Here is a 17,040-nt window from a genome sequence, read left to right as displayed (position 1 = left end):
CAATTTTTTGATAAAAATAACATTCAAACCCAGAAATTTTTGTTAATTAAATTTCGTTCTTGCGTTTTGCCTTATACCATCGCTCGGGAATCTCCTGATTACAGGCGTTCTCATAATCTTCTTGCGTGCAAGGTAATAACGTATGTCGCTTTAATTTATTATTAACACCTTCTAAGAAAGGTATTTCTATCCACCATCGTTCTGACTTGGTACTTTTATAAAAGCTCAACAGCTCATCATCTACCGGAACATTGTAATGCAGAAAATCTGTATCCCTATCAGTTAGCGATTCAGTCATTCTGTAATTTACACCTTCTATAAAATACCAAATTAATTGTGCAACCAATGCCGAAGCGGTCTCTGTGTTTCCTTCTAATAGATATTCAAAAATCCCAAAAACACTTACACGATCGCTAAGTCCCGCATACCTGGTGATGGCACAAGCTTCTCTTCCGTTGAAACCATTTACCTTTTCAGGGTGCATTCCTCCTAAAACTTCAACTTGAATAGAAGAAAGATCAAAGCTCACCACATCAGCGTCTCGCATCACAGGCTCAACACTACTTAAATTAGACACCGTATTTCCCAACCTAAACGAGTCAAAATACAGTTTTTCCATCAAGTCAATTTCCTCTTGACTATTATAATAGGTTTGATACCCCAAGTTGGAATAATTGAACAAATTGTAAGGCTGATCTACGATTATTTTACCTACAAAAGATTTGTGCGTCATAGGTAAACTACTGTCACCCAGATCAAAACAACCATCAACATTCACCAGGTTAACCATTTGATCCAGATTATCAAAAGCGCGATACAGCGCATACGTTAAATCCTGACTTCCTCCTATAACAACTGGAATCACATTATTTTTAACAAGCTGCGCGACCATATCCTGAAGCGCATAAAATGTATCTGAAATTTGATCGCCAGCTTCTAAATCTCCCAGATCTCCAATTACCGTATGCCAATTCCCCGGAAACAATCGATACAACGCTTTGCGTATAGGCGCAAAATCAATCAAGGTTTCCTGAGTGTCTGCTGCGCCCCGATTTTCACGAACGCCTATTATGGCGATCTGAAGTTCGCTAAGATTGGGCAACCCATCTTGGCGTGTATGCAGGCGAATCTGATTAAATAAACTTTGCTCATGTAATAATGCGGAATGCGCTATCACAGCATCTGAAACAGGCAGAAGGTTCTCAAAAGCCATAGACTACTTCTTTTTTGCAGTTGATTTCTTTCGGGTAGTTTTTTTCTTAGTCGCTTTTTTCTTTGGCTTAGGACCTTGCTTTTCTAGAATATCCTTCACTTCTTCAAGCGTCAGCTTTTGAGCATCTACCGTTTTAGGAAGCTCGATCTTCACTTTTCCTTTAATAATATTCGATCGCCCCCATCTGGCTTTTTCAACACGGATGCCTTCATCTTTGAAGTCGTGAATGATCTTATCTTTTTCCTTTTGCTTTTTATCTTCAATTAGTTGAACGATATCTTCATCAGAAAGGTTATCAAAGTCATACTTCTTATTTACATTGATAAACATTCCATCCCATTTGAGGTACGGACCAAAACGCCCAACACCTTTTTGCACCGGCTTATCTTCATAATGATAAATAGGCGCATCAGCTTTTTGTTTCTCTTTAATATAAACAACAGCCTCATCGTACTCAACCTCTAAAGGATCTTTTCCTTTTGGAAGCGACACATAGGTTTTACCAAATTTCACATACGGACCAAAACGCCCGTTATTTACCTCAACCGTCTCTCCTTCAAACTCACCCAATTCACGCGGAAGCTTAAACAGATCCATCGCTTCTTCAAATGTGATGCTTTCTAATTGCTGATCAGGAAGGAGACCAGCAAACCTTGGTTTCTCTTCATCTTCCACCGAACCTATTTGCACCATTGCACCGTACTTTCCTAAACGTACACTTACCGGCTTTCCGGTTTTAGGATCTTCTCCTAAAACACGCTCACCAACTTCACGCTCTGCATTTTCGGCAACATTCATTACCTGCGGATGAAAATCTTTGTAGAAGTCTTTCATCATTTTAGTCCACTCCTCGTTTCCTTCTGCGATCTCATCAAAGTTTTCTTCAACTTTTGCCGTGAAATTGTAGTCTAAAATATTCTCAAAGTGATTTACTAAAAAGTCATTCACCACCATCCCAACATCTGTTGGCACGAGTTTTCCTTTATCAGAACCTACCTTTTCAGTAAGCTTTTTAGCGCTCACCTTACCTTTCTTAAGCGTAAGTAGGTCGTATTCTCTTTCGGTACCGTCTACATTACCTTTCTCTATATATTTTCTGTTCTGAATGGTTGTAATGGTAGGCGCATAAGTTGAAGGTCGCCCGATACCTAATTCTTCTAATTTTTTAACCAAAGATGCTTCGGTATAACGGTAAGGCGCTCGGGTAAAACGCTCTGTTGCTGTGATCCAAAGATTATTTAGCGCTTCGCCTTCTGTCAACGGAGGCAGGATTCCGCTTTCTTCTTGATCTTCATCGTCGGTTCCTTCAAGGTACACTTTTAAGAATCCGTCAAATTTGATAACCTCACCATTTGCAGTAAAATTAGAAGGGTGATTAGACGATGCGATCTGAACATTAGTGCGCTCCAGTTTAGCTTCGCTCATTTGCGAAGCAATTGCACGCTTCCAGATCAACTCATATAAACGCGCCTGATCGCGCTCCAGATTTACAGTATGTCTGCTAAAATCTGTAGGTCGTATCGCTTCGTGAGCTTCTTGAGCCCCTTTACTCTTTCCTTTATAATTACGTTCTTTATGATACTTCTCGCCGTAAGCAGAAACGATCTCATTTGCTGCTCCTTGTTTTGCATCTTGAGAAAGATTCACACTATCAGTTCTCATATATGTAATAAGACCCGCCTCATAAAGACGCTGAGCCATATTCATCGTTTTACTTACCGAAAAATAGAGCTTTCTTGATGCTTCCTGCTGAAGTGTTGACGTTGTAAATGGTGGCGCCGGATTCTTTTTAGCAGGTTTTGTTGTTAAAGCTTCAACCGTAAATGTGGCGTCAGCATTCGCTTTTAAGAATTCTTCAGCTTCCTTTTTAGTATCTAAATTCTTCGGAAGTTTTGCTTTTAAGGTTTTTCCATCTGCATTGGCAAATTCAGCGTCAACCCTAAAATAGTCTTCGGTATTAAAAGCTTGAATTTCGCGCTCACGCTCTACGATAAGCCGCACAGAAACAGATTGCACCCTTCCGGCGCTGAGTCCGCCTTTTACTTTTCTCCACAAAACCGGAGAAATCTCATACCCCACAAAACGATCTAAAACACGTCTAGCTTGTTGCGCATTTACCAGATTATAATCTATATCCCGCGGATTTTCAATCGCTCGTAAAATAGCCTTCTTGGTAATTTCAGAAAAGACAATACGTTTGGTTTTATCTTTATCGAGTTTTAATTCTTCGGCAAGATGCCAGGCGATCGCTTCTCCCTCCCGATCCTCATCACTCGCTAGCCAAACTGTCTCTGCCTTTTTCGCTAGATCCTTCAGCTTTTTAACAACCGCTTTCTTGTCTTTATTGACCGTATATTTTGGCGAAAAATCACCATCTACATCTACCCCAAGTTCTTTTGTTGGCAAGTCTGCAATATGCCCAAAACTACTCTCTACCTTAAAATCCTTACCTAAAAATTTCTCAATAGTTTTTGCCTTTGCAGGTGACTCAACAATTACCAGATTTTTTGCCATAATGCTCTTTTCAAAAATTTGTCATTTAAAATCCTAAAGACTGCACAAGTCTACATTTTTTCTGACTTTAGATTGGCAAAAGTAGTAGAAAATTTATTATTCGGTATCCTGTCGCTGTTTATAGCCACAAATAAAACCTACCTGAAGGTGCCCCAAAAATCCATTGCACCCCTTTAAAATTTCTTTTTAATTTTCGGCTTAATGACACTTTGTCACAACTTTTGTTAATCGTATCTTTGCCCACTATTTTTAGGTAGCAGTACGTATTATGGAGAAGATTATTGACGAAAGCAAACAAGGTGAAGCACTGGTTCTCGAGCCACAAACCACCAATGGTAAAAAGCTTTTTATAGAAAGTTATGGTTGCCAGATGAACTTTAGCGACAGCGAGATCGTGGCTTCTATATTAGCCAAAGAAGGCTACAATACCACCCAGCATTTAGAAGACGCCGATCTGGTTTTAGTAAACACCTGCTCTATTAGAGACAAGGCCGAGCAAACGGTACGTAAGCGTCTTGAGAAATACAACGCCGTTAAAAAAGGAAATCCAACGATGAAAGTCGGTGTTCTGGGCTGTATGGCAGAGCGCTTAAAAAGTAAATTTCTCGAGGAAGAGAAGATCGTTGACCTTGTAGTTGGTCCTGATGCATACAAAGATTTGCCCAATCTTTTAGGCGAAGTTGAAGAAGGTAGAGACGCCATCAATGTTATTCTCTCTAAAGAAGAAACCTATGGCGACATCGCACCGGTGCGTTTGCAAAGCAATGGCGTTACCGCCTTTGTGAGCATCACCCGAGGTTGCGATAATATGTGTACTTTTTGCGTGGTGCCGTTTACCCGTGGTCGCGAACGCAGTAGAGATCCTCAAAGCATTGTTGAAGAAGTAAATGATCTTGCGGCAAGAGGCTTTAAAGAAGTAACACTTCTTGGCCAAAACGTAGATAGTTATTTATGGTACGGTGGCGGTCTTAAAAAAGATTTTGAAAAAGCCAGCGATATGGCAAAAGCTACCGCTGTAAATTTTGCAGGCCTACTCAGCCTTGTTGCCGAAGCACAACCTAAAATGCGCATTCGCTTTTCCACTTCTAACCCACAGGATATGACGCTTGATGTGATAAGAACGATGGCAAAATATCCTAACATCTGTAAATACATCCATTTACCTGTACAGAGTGGTAGTGATCGTATTTTAAAAGAAATGAATCGCCTGCATACCCGTCAGGAATATTTTGAGCTTATAGACAATATCAGAGAAATAATGCCAGATTGCGCAATTTCTCAAGATATGATCACCGGTTTCCCTACCGAGACCGAAGAAGACCATCAAGATACCTTGAGTTTGATGGAATATGTAAAATACGATTTCGGATTTATGTTTGCCTATAGTGAACGCCCGGGAACTTTAGCTGCGCGTAAACTGGAAGACGACATCCCGTTAGATGTAAAAAAACGTCGCTTAGCCGAAGTGATCGCGCTTCAGCAAGAGCACTCTTTATATAACACACAAAAGCAAGTAGGCAAAACGGTCGAAGTTCTTATTGAGAAGGCCTCAAAAAAGAGTGATGCGGAATGGGCAGGTCGCAATTCACAAAATACCGTAGTTGTATTCCCTAAAGAGCACTATAACGTAGGCGATTTTGTAAATGTTGAAATACTAGATTGCACCAGCACTACGCTCTTAGGAAAAGCCGTTGGATATTCAGATAATAATTAATCGATTATAGATGGAATCAGTTCACGCAATAAAACAGCGTTTTGGGATCATTGGTGATGACCCTAAGCTCAACAGGTCGATTGAAAAAGCAATTCAAGTTGCTCCTACTGATATTTCGGTTTTAGTAACCGGTGAAAGTGGTGTGGGAAAAGAAAGCATTCCGCGCATCATTCACTCCCTTTCACACCGCAAACACAACAAGTATATCGCCGTAAACTGCGGTGCGATTCCTGAAGGAACCATAGACAGTGAACTTTTTGGTCACGAGAAAGGTGCTTTTACCGGCGCAACTTCAACCCGAAGCGGGTATTTTGAAGAAGCAGACGGTGGAACCATCTTTTTAGACGAGGTAGGCGAGTTGCCTTTACCTACGCAAGTACGCCTACTGCGTGTTTTAGAGAACGGTGAGTTTTTAAAAGTAGGTTCGTCTAAAACCCAAAAGACTGATGTACGCATTGTGGCAGCTACAAACGTCAAAATGTTTGACGCCATAAAAAATGAGCGTTTTAGAGAAGATCTTTATTATCGCTTAAGCACAGTAGAAATTAACCTTCCGCCGTTGCGCGATCGCAAGAGTGATATTCATCTTTTGTTTAGAAAGTTTGCTTCAGACTTTGCCACAAAATATAAGATGCCTACCATTAGACTAGAAGATGATGCTGTGCAAAATCTGTTAAAATATCGCTGGTCAGGAAACATCAGACAGTTGCGTAATGTGGCCGAGCAAATTTCGGTTTTAGAGCAAAACAGAAGTATTTCCGCAGAAAAACTGAGAGCGTATTTACCTGATACCGGTTCTAATTTGCCTGCAGTTATTGGCCAGAATAAAAAGAGTGAAAGCGATTTTAACAGTGAGCGCGAGATTCTGTACAAAGTGCTTTTTGACATGAAAAGCGACTTAAACGATCTTAAAAAACTCACGCTTGAATTGATGGAAAACGGTAACAACGCCACGGTTCAAGAAGAGAATAAATCGCTGATCAAAAAAATCTATAGCGAAGATGACAGCGACGCTTACGAAAGCGCCGAAGACATCACTGAAGTGCTTCAGCTTCCCGAAGAATCGGTGGTGAGTTCTCCAATGAAAGACAAGTATCATTTTGCTGAAGATGTAGAGGAAGAAGAAACCCTTTCACTTCAAGAAAAAGAACTCGAACTGATTGAAAAATCTTTGGAACGCCATAACGGAAAACGTAAAGCTGCCGCCAAAGAATTAGGCATCAGCGAGCGCACACTGTACCGAAAAATAAAACAATACGATCTATAAAATCCATTAAGCCTAGCGCACGTTATAGCATAACAATAGAAGCTTCTCGTTTATGAAAAAACTACAAATTGCCTTTTTATTTTTAAGCCTGCTTTGCTATAACAGCTGCGGATTTTATTCGTTCACCGGAGTAGATATCGGTGCTGCTGAATCGTTTTATGTGCGTTATTTTCAAAATAATGCGCCCATTGTAGAACCTGGAATTGACAGAGACTTTACGTTTGCGCTTTCAGATCTTATTCAAAATCAAACCAGCTTGAATCTTTCGGCGAATGCAGAAAGTGCCGACTTGATCTATGAAGGTGAAATTGTAGATTACTATTTTGCTCCGCAAACGGCAACCTCAGACAACGTCGCCGCCCAAACCCGACTGACGATCGTGATTCTTTGTAGATTCACCAATAAATCTATCGCAGACGGAAGTCAGGATTTTGAAAAACGCTTTTCCTTTTTCGTCGATCTGGCAGGTACAGCACAGCCGGTAGGTGCAGTTTTAGATGGCGCTATCGAAGAAATTTACGAACGTATCACCCAAGATATTTTTCAAGAATCGCTAGCCAATTGGTAACCCATAAAGTAACCTGTCAAACATCTCGCCTATTGCGTATATGAATACAGAAACGTTTACATATCTTTTAGAACATCCTGACACGATCAATTCAGAGCAAACTTCGCAGCTAAAAACGGTGCTTAACGAATTTCCGTTTTTTCAGGCGGCGCGTGCCTTGCATCTAAAAGGTCTAAAAAATGAAGACAGTTTCTTATACAACACGCAATTAAAAAAGACCGCTGCACATACGCAGGATCGCGCGGTGCTTTTTGATTTTATCACTTCAGATATTTTTAATCAGCAAGATATTAGCGCGCAAATAAAAGCTCAAGAAGCTCAGCTTTTAAATATGACCGTCACGGATGCCGTTGATGTTTCTGCTGAAATGGAAGCTGAAGAATTAGAGAAAGCCAACAAAGTTTTAGATCCTGAATTTTTTATTCCGAAGGAAGAACCAGAAGCAACCCAACCGGAAGAACAGCTTCAGTTAGGCAAGCCTCTTGATTTTAATAAAGCCGAAACACACTCCTTTAGTGAGTGGCTTAAGCTTACATCATTCAATAAAATCAACCGTTCTGAAGAAGAACTACAGCAAAAAACAACTGACTTAGACGCTACAGAAAAAACCACAACTCTTGATGAGTCCGAAGCACCTTCAGCCATATCAAAAGAAGTTGCAGAACCAACCTCAGAAGTATCATTTACAGAGCCGGAACCAGACGCTGAGCGCGCCCGCAGATTAGAATTGATTGATAAATTTATTGAGAGCAATCCCAAGATCAAAGTAAGCGCTCCTGACAGCTCATTTAAAAAACCCAATCTAGAAGACCGCTTTCAGCCCAATGACAGCTTGATGACCGAGACTTTGGCTCGCGTTTATGTGGAGCAAAAAAACTTTTCAAAAGCCAAACAAGCTTATAGAATTTTAAGTTTGAAATATCCGGAAAAAAGTGGTTTCTTTGCAGACCAAATTCGGGCAATAGAAAAATTGCAAGAAAATAAATAAACAACTTAGCGGAACAAGTCAGAACTTAAACCGCATTTTATAAAGTCAAAACTATGTTTTTTATATTTTTAGTTTTAATCGTAATTGTAGCCTTTTTACTTATTGTTGTAATTATGGTTCAAAACCCTAAAGGTGGCGGTTTATCTTCTTCTTTTGGTGGCGGTGGTTCTCAGCAAATAGGCGGTGTAAAAAAGACCGGCGATTTTCTTGACAAAAGTACCTGGGGACTTGCAACTGCGTTATTGATTCTAATTCTTATTTCTAACGTAACCATTTTTGGTGGTCGTTCAGCTAACGAATCTAAGGTTATTGAAGGTGAAGATGTAGAAAACATTATGCCGGTTCAAGACGTTCAGGCTCCTACAAATGCAGCACCTGCTTCAGACAGCACATCAAACTAAATGACAGTTTAGACATATACAATTTAGAAAGACCGCAATATTGCGGTCTTTTTTTTGCCGTTTTGTCAGTGAAATTTTGATGGCATAATTTCTGACTATACAGCAGCACAACTAAGAAAATTGTTAACTAAAAATTTATATTAAAAATGGGAGTAAACATTAAACCTCTTTCAGATCGCGTTTTGGTAGAGCCAATGGCTGCCGAGACCAAAACAGCTTCAGGACTCTATATTCCTGACACAGCAAAAGAAAAACCTCAGCAAGGTAAAGTTGTAGCTGTAGGAAGCGGTAAAAAAGACCACGACATGACCGTAAAGGTAGGAGACACTGTTCTTTATGGTAAATATGCCGGGACCGAATTAAAACTAGAAGGCACTGATTATCTTATCATGCGTGAGGATGATATTCTTGCAATAATCTAAGCCTTAATTCTTCTATTTAACTTTAATAACAACACGCTATTTTTCGCAGCCGCGAAAAATTTAAATAACATTAAAAATGGCAAAAGATATAACCTTTGACATCTCAGCAAGAGATGGCATTAAGCGCGGTGTTGATGCACTCGCAAACGCAGTAAAAGTAACTTTAGGACCTAAAGGTCGTAACGTAATTATCAGCAAGTCTTTTGGTGGACCACAAGTAACCAAAGATGGTGTTTCTGTAGCAAAAGAGATCGAATTGCAAGATGCTCTTGAAAATATGGGAGCGCAAATGGTAAAAGAAGTTGCTTCTAAAACTAACGATCTTGCCGGTGACGGTACTACTACCGCAACCGTACTTGCTCAGGCAATAGTGCAAGAAGGTCTTAAAAACGTTGCTGCAGGTGCAAACCCAATGGATTTAAAACGTGGGATTGACAAAGCGGTAGAAGCGATCACTAAAGATCTTGAAAAGCAAACTAAAGAAGTAGGAAGCTCTTCAGAAAAAATCAAGCAAGTTGCAGCGATCTCTGCTAATAACGACGATGTAATTGGTGAGCTTATCGCTGAAGCATTTGGTAAAGTTGGTAAAGAAGGTGTGATCACTGTTGAAGAAGCAAAAGGTACCGAAACTTACGTTGATGTAGTTGAAGGTATGCAGTTTGACCGCGGATATTTATCTCCGTATTTCGTTACTGACAGCGAAAAAATGCAAACTGAATTGGAGAACCCTTATATCTTGTTATTTGACAAGAAAATTTCTTCAATGAAAGATTTATTACCGGTTCTTGAGCCAGTTGCTCAGTCAGGTAAACCTTTATTGATCATCGCTGAAGATGTGGATGGTGAGGCATTAGCTACTTTAGTAGTAAACAAATTGAGAGGTGCACTTAAGATCGCAGCGGTTAAAGCGCCTGGTTTTGGTGATCGTCGTAAAGCAATGTTAGAAGATATTGCAATCTTGACTGGTGGTACTGTAATCAGCGAAGAGCGCGGTTTCTCTCTAGATAACGCAACTATCGATATGTTAGGTACTGCTGAAAATGTAACTATCGATAAAGACAACACTACTATTGTAAACGGTTCTGGTAACAGTGACGATATCAAAGCACGCGTTAATCAAATCAAAGCGCAAATTGAAACTACAACCAGCGATTATGATAAAGAAAAACTTCAAGAGCGTCTTGCTAAATTAGCAGGTGGTGTAGCTGTACTTTATGTAGGTGCTGCTTCTGAAGTTGAAATGAAAGAGAAAAAAGACCGTGTAGATGATGCACTTCACGCAACACGTGCTGCTGTTGAAGAAGGTATCGTAGCCGGTGGTGGTGTAGCTTTAGTACGCGCAAAACGTGTACTTGAATCACTTGAAGCTGCTAACGCAGATGAAGCTACAGGTATCAAAATTGTAAACCGTGCGATTGAATCTCCTTTACGCACCATTGTAGCTAACGCAGGTGGCGAAGGCTCTGTAGTTATCGCTAAAGTAATTGAAGGTGATGAAGACTACGGTTATGACGCTAAGACTGATCGCTACGTAAATATGTTAGCGGAAGGTATTATTGACCCTAAGAAAGTAACGCGTGTGGCATTAGAAAATGCAGCATCAGTTTCTGGAATGATCTTAACTACCGAATGTGCATTGACTGACATCCCTGAGGAAGCTCCTGCAGGTGGCGGTGGAATGCCAGGCGGAATGGGTGGCGGAATGCCAGGTATGATGTAAGCGCGAGCCGCACAGTCAAACCTTTTAAAACAAAAATCCCTTCAGAATATTCTGAAGGGATTTTCTTTTTTAAGCCTCTACTCTTTTCACTTAGTTTATTTCAGCATCAACAGTACCGCAATTAAGCATAACATCTCCAAAATACGGATTGTAAATTTTCTCCTCATTTGAGATCCAATACGCTCCTTTTCCATCAAAAGCCATCGGGCAGTATTGATAATATAAGGTTCCTGAAACTATATTTTCTTCAACCAGGTCTTTAACTCCAACGGTTACTGCTTCAAAATGTTCCCGCTGAATATTCACATCGTCTTCATCAGCAATTGCCTGAATCGCCTTTACAAAACCCAACTCCAGAGTACTAGCTTCACTGTTTTTAAGCATTACTTGTGCAGCATTTTTTGCTGCTTCAGCATCTGTATTCACCAAGGCCGCTTTTAAAAGGTTATAATCATCATACACCTGAGCAACTTCGGGATTTTTAAATGCTGCGTTGCGCTCTTCTGAGGAATACGCTTCGGATTTATGAGCGGTTTCTTCTTGAGAAACTTCGACTGTTTGCTGCTTCGATTTTGAATCTCCACAAGCCACTAACCCGAGTAAAACAACACTTATATATATTCTTTTCATTCTATAAATTCTTTAAAAAATAATTCAGCAAATATACAAACTAGGTTTTGCTCAGTAGTTTTTGATAATAGAAAGCAGGCACTAAAACCAACAGCAAGATGGGTTGTATTAAAAAACGTCGCACATAAAATAAAAGCATACTCCACCGCGCGTCGTATACACCAATGATCGTCACAAAAGCTAATATCAACAATAAAAACAAACAACCGTACAACAGAAGTGTGATTCTAAAAATTTCTTTCTTCGGAAAAAGCACTACTAATATCAATATTGATAACGCGGAGTTTAACCAAAACCGAAGTATTACGTGAAGATAAAGTTTGAGAGCGTCTAACTCAGGAAGGCTTATCGCTTGCAGATATTCTCCTTCAAAAAAACGCAGAAGCGGGTCGTAAAAAAGCTGTTCTTGCCAATATCTAATAGCGATTAAACAGAAAATTGCAGCACTTACAATGCTTATTTTGAGAAGTAATTTCAACCTGCCTGCTTTTTAAAATTGCGTACCCAAAGCAGCCACAGTAGAACAACCTGACCGTAAATAATCGCCGGAAATACAACATCGTGCAATAGATTTTGAGCTTCAGGAAAGCGATACAAACCGATACTCAACAAAGCAATTCGCAAAATATTCACGACATAAATCAATACTACACCGCCTAAAGTAAAAAGAATGGTACGTCGCCAACCTTGAAAAAAAGCCATCACAAAAGCGACAAATAAAATAATGACACTCATCGCATTACATCCTTCTACTACTCGAGCAACATAAACATTCTCAACGCCGAGCACCATGGAAGCTTCTTCAGGATGCGGCGCCAACTGCGTTGTATACCCAAAAAACTCAACAAGCCACGCACTTTGCACGGCAACTTGATGCGTGATGTAATCAGGATAATAGCTACTTGACGCTGATCTACTCAGATAAAATCCATAAAGTAAACTCAGCACCACATACACTCCTAAAAATGTAAGGATAAATAAGATTACCGACTTATATTTGCCAACTATTTTAAACAATTTCAATACGGTTTAGACCGCCCTAAATTACAAGAAAAATGACGTTTGAAGCCCTAAAACCTGAAGTATCAAAAATTTTAGACAGCAGCAACCTTTCTGTTGAGCACCGCTTAGAAGATGTATGCACGTTACTTAAAGACAACGTGGCGTATTATGACTGGGTTGGCTTTTACTTTAAAAATGGGGATAAAAACGAACTGAAATTGAGTTCGTATGCTGGGGCTCCTACAGACCACACTATTATCCCTTTTGGGAAAGGAATTTGTGGCCAAGTGGCTGTTTCTAATCAAAACTTTGTTGTTCCTGATGTTTCCGCACAAGACAACTACATTGCGTGCAGTATCACTGTAAAGGCTGAAATTGTCGTTCCGCTTTTTGTTAATGGTGAAAACATTGGGCAAATCGATATTGACTCTAACACTCCAGATCCCTTTACTGAAGCTGACGAGCGCTTTTTAGAATGGGTTAATGAGCAGGTTGCTGCAATCCTGGCATAGCAACTACCTCAAAGAAAATATACATTAGGCAGTATCTGGGAACAGTGCTGCCTTTTTTAAGATTGAAGGATTACATTCCGGTTCTGATGGCTTCCACAGGATCAAGTCGCGAAGCCATAAATGCAGGCACAATTCCTGCGAAAAGTCCGATCACAATAGAACTTGACAATCCATAAAAGATATTGGTTGCCGAAAGCACAAACTGAAAGTCTCCTGTAAATTGCGACATGACCTGCGCAATGATCCAGACAAGACCCAGACCGATCAAACCTCCTATTGTAGCAAGAATTATAGATTCAAACAAAAACTGAAGCAATATAAATCGGTTTTTAGCTCCTAGTGCTTTTTGAATTCCAATCAAATTGGTACGTTCTTTCACGCTCACAAACATAATATTTGCAATACCGAAGCCTCCTACGAGTAAAGAAAATAACCCAATAAAACCACCAATAGTAGACATGGTGCCGGTGATATTATCGATCAAGTCTGTAAAGCCCGAAAGCTGATTGATAAAAAAGTTGCTTACATCATTAGGCTTCAATCCTCTGAGTTGGCGTAGACGCTGCTCAAGAACCGCATTAAATTCAGGGATATCAACACCCTCAGCCGGTTTTACCACAATTTGAGGAAAAGCTGATTTATTATTGCTTCCATAAATACGGCGCACAACATTTACAGGCAAGATCACCATGCCGTCTTTAGACGGACCAAACATACTGCTTCCCTCCTTTTCTAAAACTCCAATTACCGAAAAGCGCTGTCCGTAAAGCCTCACTTGTTTACCAATAGGATCTAAACCTCCAAATAAACTTTCGGCGATTTCCTGACCCAAAACCAAAACATTTGAACCACTATTGGATTCTGACTCATTAAAAAATCTTCCGTCAGTAAGCTGCAAAGCTTCGATATTATAATATCCGTCAGTCACAGGAATTATGTTCACTCCCGTCACTAATTTATCTCCGTACTTTATAGATTCGGCTCCTACATTTAAGCTGAAAGATGCCGCCTCAACATCAGGAACATTTCGTTTAATATACTGGTATTCGTCATAACTCACATCTGGAAACTGCTCGCGTTTCCATTGTGGAATATCAGTGGGCGCAAACGAAAAACGCATGATAATGATCGTGTTATTATCTAACGAAGCAAGACTACCTTTAATCTCTTGCTTGAGTGAATCTACAGCAGCAAGAACCCCAATAATTGAAAAAATACCAATGGTCACCCCCAGTAAGGAAAGCAGGGTACGCAACTTATTATTTCGCAACGCATTGATAGCAAAAGCAAGACTTTCTTTTAATACCCTAAGATAGATGAGCATAAAGGCGTTTTAATTTGAACACAGGTATGACGCAAAAGCCCGCTGTGTGTTACAAATTTAAGCTAAGAAATTACGAAAATTAGCAAGCTATTTTAGTAGTTAAATTCATACTTTTGCACCCAAATTAAAAATTTCTTCATGAGCACTCCGATAAAGGCAAAAGCCGCGCTAATTTCCGTTTTTAGTAAAGAAGGCCTTGAGCCATTGATTAAAAAGTTTGATGAATTAGGTATAACCCTTTATTCTACGGGGGGTACAGAGAAATTCATTAAAGATCTTGGCGTACCGGTTGTACCTGTTGAAGATGTAACTTCTTATCCTTCAATTTTAGGTGGAAGAGTAAAAACCCTTCACCCTAAAGTTTTTGGTGGAATTTTAAACCGTCAGGACAATGAGAGCGATGTTGCTGAAATGAAAGAATACGACATTCCGCAACTTGATATTGTGATCGTTGACTTGTATCCATTTGAAAAAACGGTTGCCTCAGGAGCTTCAGAACAAGATATTGTTGAAAAAATTGATATTGGTGGTATTTCGTTGATTCGTGCCGCTGCAAAGAACTTTAAAGACACGCTTTGTGTTTCTTCGGTTGATGATTATGAAGAGGTTTTAGAGCTTATCAGCGCTAATGAAGGAACGACCACGCTAGCAGATCGTAAGCGTTTTGCTGCAAAAGCATTCAATGTTTCATCGCATTATGACACGGCTATTTTCAACTACTTTAATGAAGAGGAAGTGGTTTATAAAGCCAGCTACACACAAGGCAAGTCTTTACGCTACGGAGAAAACCCACATCAAAAAGGAACCTTCTTTGGTGATTTTGATGCGATGTTCGACCAACTTCACGGTAAAGAATTATCTTACAACAACCTGCTCGACGTAGATGCTGCAGTTAATTTGATGGCAGAATTTCAAAATGAAGCGCCCACTTTTGCAATCTTAAAGCATAATAATGCCTGTGGCCTTGCCCAGCGCGACACCTTACATCAAGCTTACGTAGATGCTTTAGCCGGAGATCCGGTTTCTGCTTTTGGTGGAATTTTAATCGCTAATAAAGAAATTGATAAAGCTACTGCTGAAGAAATTCACAAATTATTTTGTGAGGTAGTTATCGCTCCTAGCTATTCTGAAGAAGCACTTGAAATTTTAAAAGGAAAGAAAAATCGCGTGCTTTTAATTCAAAAGCCAATTGCGCTTCCTAACGATCAAGTACGCAGCTGTTTAAACGGCATTTTAGTTCAGGATAAAGATGCAAAAACAGATAGTCTTGAAGATCTTTCTACCGTTACAAACAATAAACCTACAGAACAAGAGTTAAGTGATTTAATCTTTGCTTCTAAGATCTGCAAGCATACCAAATCAAATACGATTGTGTTTGCAAAAGGCAAACAACTTTGCGCAAGCGGAACCGGTCAAACGTCACGTGTTGACGCGTTACGTCAAGCTGTGGATAAAGCAGTTTCTTTTGGTTTTGACCTTAAAGGCGCAGTGATGGCCAGTGATGCATTTTTCCCGTTTCCGGATTGTGTTGAACTCGCTGACAAAGCCGGAATCACAGCGGTAATTCAACCGGGTGGCTCTATAAAAGATCAGCTGAGCATTGATTATTGCAACGAAAATGAATTGGCCATGGTAATGACCGGAACCAGACATTTTAAACATTAAAAAATCATATTTTTTAACTACATTTAAGATTTAACCTTTAGCATACTCACCCTAATTTCCAACAGCGCATATGGGCTTTTTTGATTTTCTTACCGAAGAAATAGCGATAGATCTTGGTACCGCAAACACCCTTATTATTCACAATGACAAAGTTGTGGTTGACAGTCCGTCTATTGTAGCCCGTGACCGCATGAGCAATAAGATCATTGCTGCCGGAAAAGACGCTGCGATGATGCAAGGTAAAACGCACGAAAACATCAAAACCATTCGCCCGCTCAAAGACGGTGTAATTGCTGATTTTGATGCCAGTGAGCAAATGATGAGTATGTTCATCAAAGAGATCCCGGCGCTTAAGAAACGTATGTTTGCTCCTGCGCTTAGAATGGTGGTATGTATTCCGTCAGGAATCACAGAGGTTGAGATGCGTGCGGTAAAAGAAAGTGCTGAGCGTGTTAACGGTAAAGAGGTTTACCTGATTCACGAGCCTATGGCTGCGGCTATTGGTATTGGCGTTGACATTATGCAGCCTAAAGGAAATATGATTGTAGATATAGGTGGTGGAACCACTGAAATCGCGGTGATCGCTTTAGGTGGAATTGTATGTGATAAATCGGTTAAAATTGCGGGTGATGTCTTTACCAATGACATCATTTATTATATGCGCACCCAACACAACTTGTATGTTGGAGAGCGCAGTGCGGAAAAAATAAAAATTCAAATAGGAGCAGCTACCGAAGATTTAGAGGTTCCGCCGGAAGATATGAGCGTTCAAGGACGTGATTTGCTTACAGGGAAACCAAAACAGGTTCAAATCTCATTTAGAGAGATCGCTAAAGCTTTAGATAAATCTATCTTACGTATTGAAGATGCGGTGATGGAAACGCTTTCTCAAACGCCTCCGGAACTTGCTGCAGATATTTACAACACCGGGATTTACCTTGCCGGTGGTGGTAGTATGCTACGTGGGCTAGATAAGCGTTTGTCTCAAAAAACCGACTTACCGGTGTACATTGCTGAAGATCCTTTGCGCGCTGTGGTGCGCGGTACCGGGATCACGCTTAAAAACCTAAACAAGTTTAAAAGCGTACTCATCAAATAAT

Annotated in this window: 16 protein-coding genes; 10 read left to right on the top strand and 6 right to left on the bottom strand. The window is 40.1% G+C overall.

What is annotated here, in order from left to right; all coding sequences use genetic code 11:
- Positions 1-46: 46 nt before the first annotated feature.
- Positions 47-1,213, bottom strand: coding sequence for a formimidoylglutamase (locus tag HCN54_RS00905; protein WP_167596198.1), 1,167 nt, complete (start codon positions 1,211-1,213; stop codon positions 47-49).
- A 3-nt stretch (positions 1,214-1,216) separates the two neighbouring features.
- Positions 1,217-3,727, bottom strand: a complete 2,511-nt coding sequence (topA, locus tag HCN54_RS00900) for a type I DNA topoisomerase (protein WP_167596197.1) — start codon at positions 3,725-3,727, stop codon at positions 1,217-1,219.
- A 268-nt stretch (positions 3,728-3,995) separates the two neighbouring features.
- On the opposite strand from topA, the gene miaB reads away from it, so the two are divergent.
- The 7 genes from miaB (at position 3,996) to groL (ending at position 10,807) form a co-directional block, all read left to right on the top strand.
- Complete coding sequence (miaB, locus tag HCN54_RS00895; protein ID WP_167596196.1) at positions 3,996-5,441, top strand: tRNA (N6-isopentenyl adenosine(37)-C2)-methylthiotransferase MiaB; 1,446 nt, start codon at positions 3,996-3,998, stop codon at positions 5,439-5,441.
- 10 nt (positions 5,442-5,451) lie between these two features.
- The gene (locus tag HCN54_RS00890) at positions 5,452-6,708 is read left to right on the top strand and encodes a sigma-54 interaction domain-containing protein (RefSeq protein WP_167596195.1); all 1,257 of its coding nucleotides are present in this window, start codon (positions 5,452-5,454) and stop codon (positions 6,706-6,708) included.
- A 52-nt stretch (positions 6,709-6,760) separates the two neighbouring features.
- Positions 6,761-7,276 (top strand): LptE family protein, encoded by a 516-nt coding sequence (locus HCN54_RS00885; RefSeq protein WP_167596194.1) that lies wholly within the window; start codon positions 6,761-6,763, stop codon positions 7,274-7,276.
- A 40-nt stretch (positions 7,277-7,316) separates the two neighbouring features.
- On the top strand, positions 7,317-8,264 hold the full coding sequence (locus HCN54_RS00880) for a hypothetical protein (protein WP_167596193.1): 948 nt from the start codon (positions 7,317-7,319) through the stop codon (positions 8,262-8,264).
- Between the two features lie 53 nt (positions 8,265-8,317).
- Positions 8,318-8,665 (top strand): preprotein translocase subunit SecG, encoded by a 348-nt coding sequence (gene secG, locus HCN54_RS00875; RefSeq protein ID WP_167596192.1) that lies wholly within the window; start codon positions 8,318-8,320, stop codon positions 8,663-8,665.
- A gap of 146 nt (positions 8,666-8,811) precedes the next feature.
- Positions 8,812-9,087, top strand: coding sequence for a co-chaperone GroES (gene groES, locus HCN54_RS00870; RefSeq protein ID WP_167596191.1), 276 nt, complete (start codon positions 8,812-8,814; stop codon positions 9,085-9,087).
- A gap of 76 nt (positions 9,088-9,163) precedes the next feature.
- Entirely contained in the window at positions 9,164-10,807 is a 1,644-nt protein-coding gene (gene groL / locus HCN54_RS00865) for a chaperonin GroEL (RefSeq protein ID WP_167596190.1), read from the top strand.
- A 90-nt stretch (positions 10,808-10,897) separates the two neighbouring features.
- Here the strand turns inward: groL and HCN54_RS00860 are convergent, their stop codons facing one another.
- Genes HCN54_RS00860 through xrtF form a run of 3 tightly spaced genes read right to left on the bottom strand, consistent with a single transcriptional unit; the run spans position 10,898 to position 12,454 of the window.
- Positions 10,898-11,437, bottom strand: coding sequence for a DUF3347 domain-containing protein (locus HCN54_RS00860; RefSeq protein ID WP_167596189.1), 540 nt, complete (start codon positions 11,435-11,437; stop codon positions 10,898-10,900).
- A 40-nt stretch (positions 11,438-11,477) separates the two neighbouring features.
- Positions 11,478-11,915 carry an exosortase F system-associated membrane protein gene (locus HCN54_RS17600; protein ID WP_167596188.1) on the bottom strand — a complete coding sequence of 146 codons (438 nt, stop codon included), beginning with the start codon at positions 11,913-11,915 and terminating at the stop codon, positions 11,478-11,480.
- Positions 11,912-12,454 (bottom strand): exosortase family protein XrtF, encoded by a 543-nt coding sequence (xrtF, locus tag HCN54_RS00850; protein ID WP_167596187.1) that lies wholly within the window; start codon positions 12,452-12,454, stop codon positions 11,912-11,914. Before xrtF ends, HCN54_RS17600 begins: the two co-directional genes overlap by 4 nt.
- Before the next feature lie 38 nt (positions 12,455-12,492).
- Here xrtF and HCN54_RS00845 point away from each other — a divergent pair, with 38 nt between their 5' ends.
- Positions 12,493-12,951, top strand: a complete 459-nt coding sequence (locus HCN54_RS00845; protein WP_167596186.1) for a GAF domain-containing protein — start codon at positions 12,493-12,495, stop codon at positions 12,949-12,951.
- Positions 12,952-13,021: 70 nt separating this feature from the next.
- Here the strand turns inward: HCN54_RS00845 and HCN54_RS00840 are convergent, their stop codons facing one another.
- Positions 13,022-14,275: an ABC transporter permease gene (locus HCN54_RS00840; protein ID WP_167596185.1), complete on the bottom strand. Its 1,254-nt coding sequence runs from the start codon at positions 14,273-14,275 to the stop codon at positions 13,022-13,024.
- Between the two features lie 138 nt (positions 14,276-14,413).
- Between HCN54_RS00840 and purH the strand changes: the two genes are divergently transcribed.
- Both purH and HCN54_RS00830 read left to right on the top strand, forming a co-directional pair.
- Positions 14,414-15,940 (top strand): bifunctional phosphoribosylaminoimidazolecarboxamide formyltransferase/IMP cyclohydrolase, encoded by a 1,527-nt coding sequence (purH, locus tag HCN54_RS00835; RefSeq protein ID WP_072984326.1) that lies wholly within the window; start codon positions 14,414-14,416, stop codon positions 15,938-15,940.
- Between the two features lie 70 nt (positions 15,941-16,010).
- A complete protein-coding gene (locus HCN54_RS00830; RefSeq protein ID WP_009779085.1) occupies positions 16,011-17,039 on the top strand; it encodes a rod shape-determining protein in 1,029 nt (342 codons plus the stop codon).
- The last annotated feature ends 1 nt before the right edge of the window (position 17,040 follow it).

The sequence above is a fragment of the Leeuwenhoekiella sp. ZYFB001 genome, assembly GCF_011784865.1.
In the GTDB taxonomy this organism is placed as follows: Bacteria; Bacteroidota; Bacteroidia; order Flavobacteriales; family Flavobacteriaceae; genus Leeuwenhoekiella; species Leeuwenhoekiella palythoae.
This window is presented reverse-complemented; position numbering and strand designations above follow the sequence as displayed.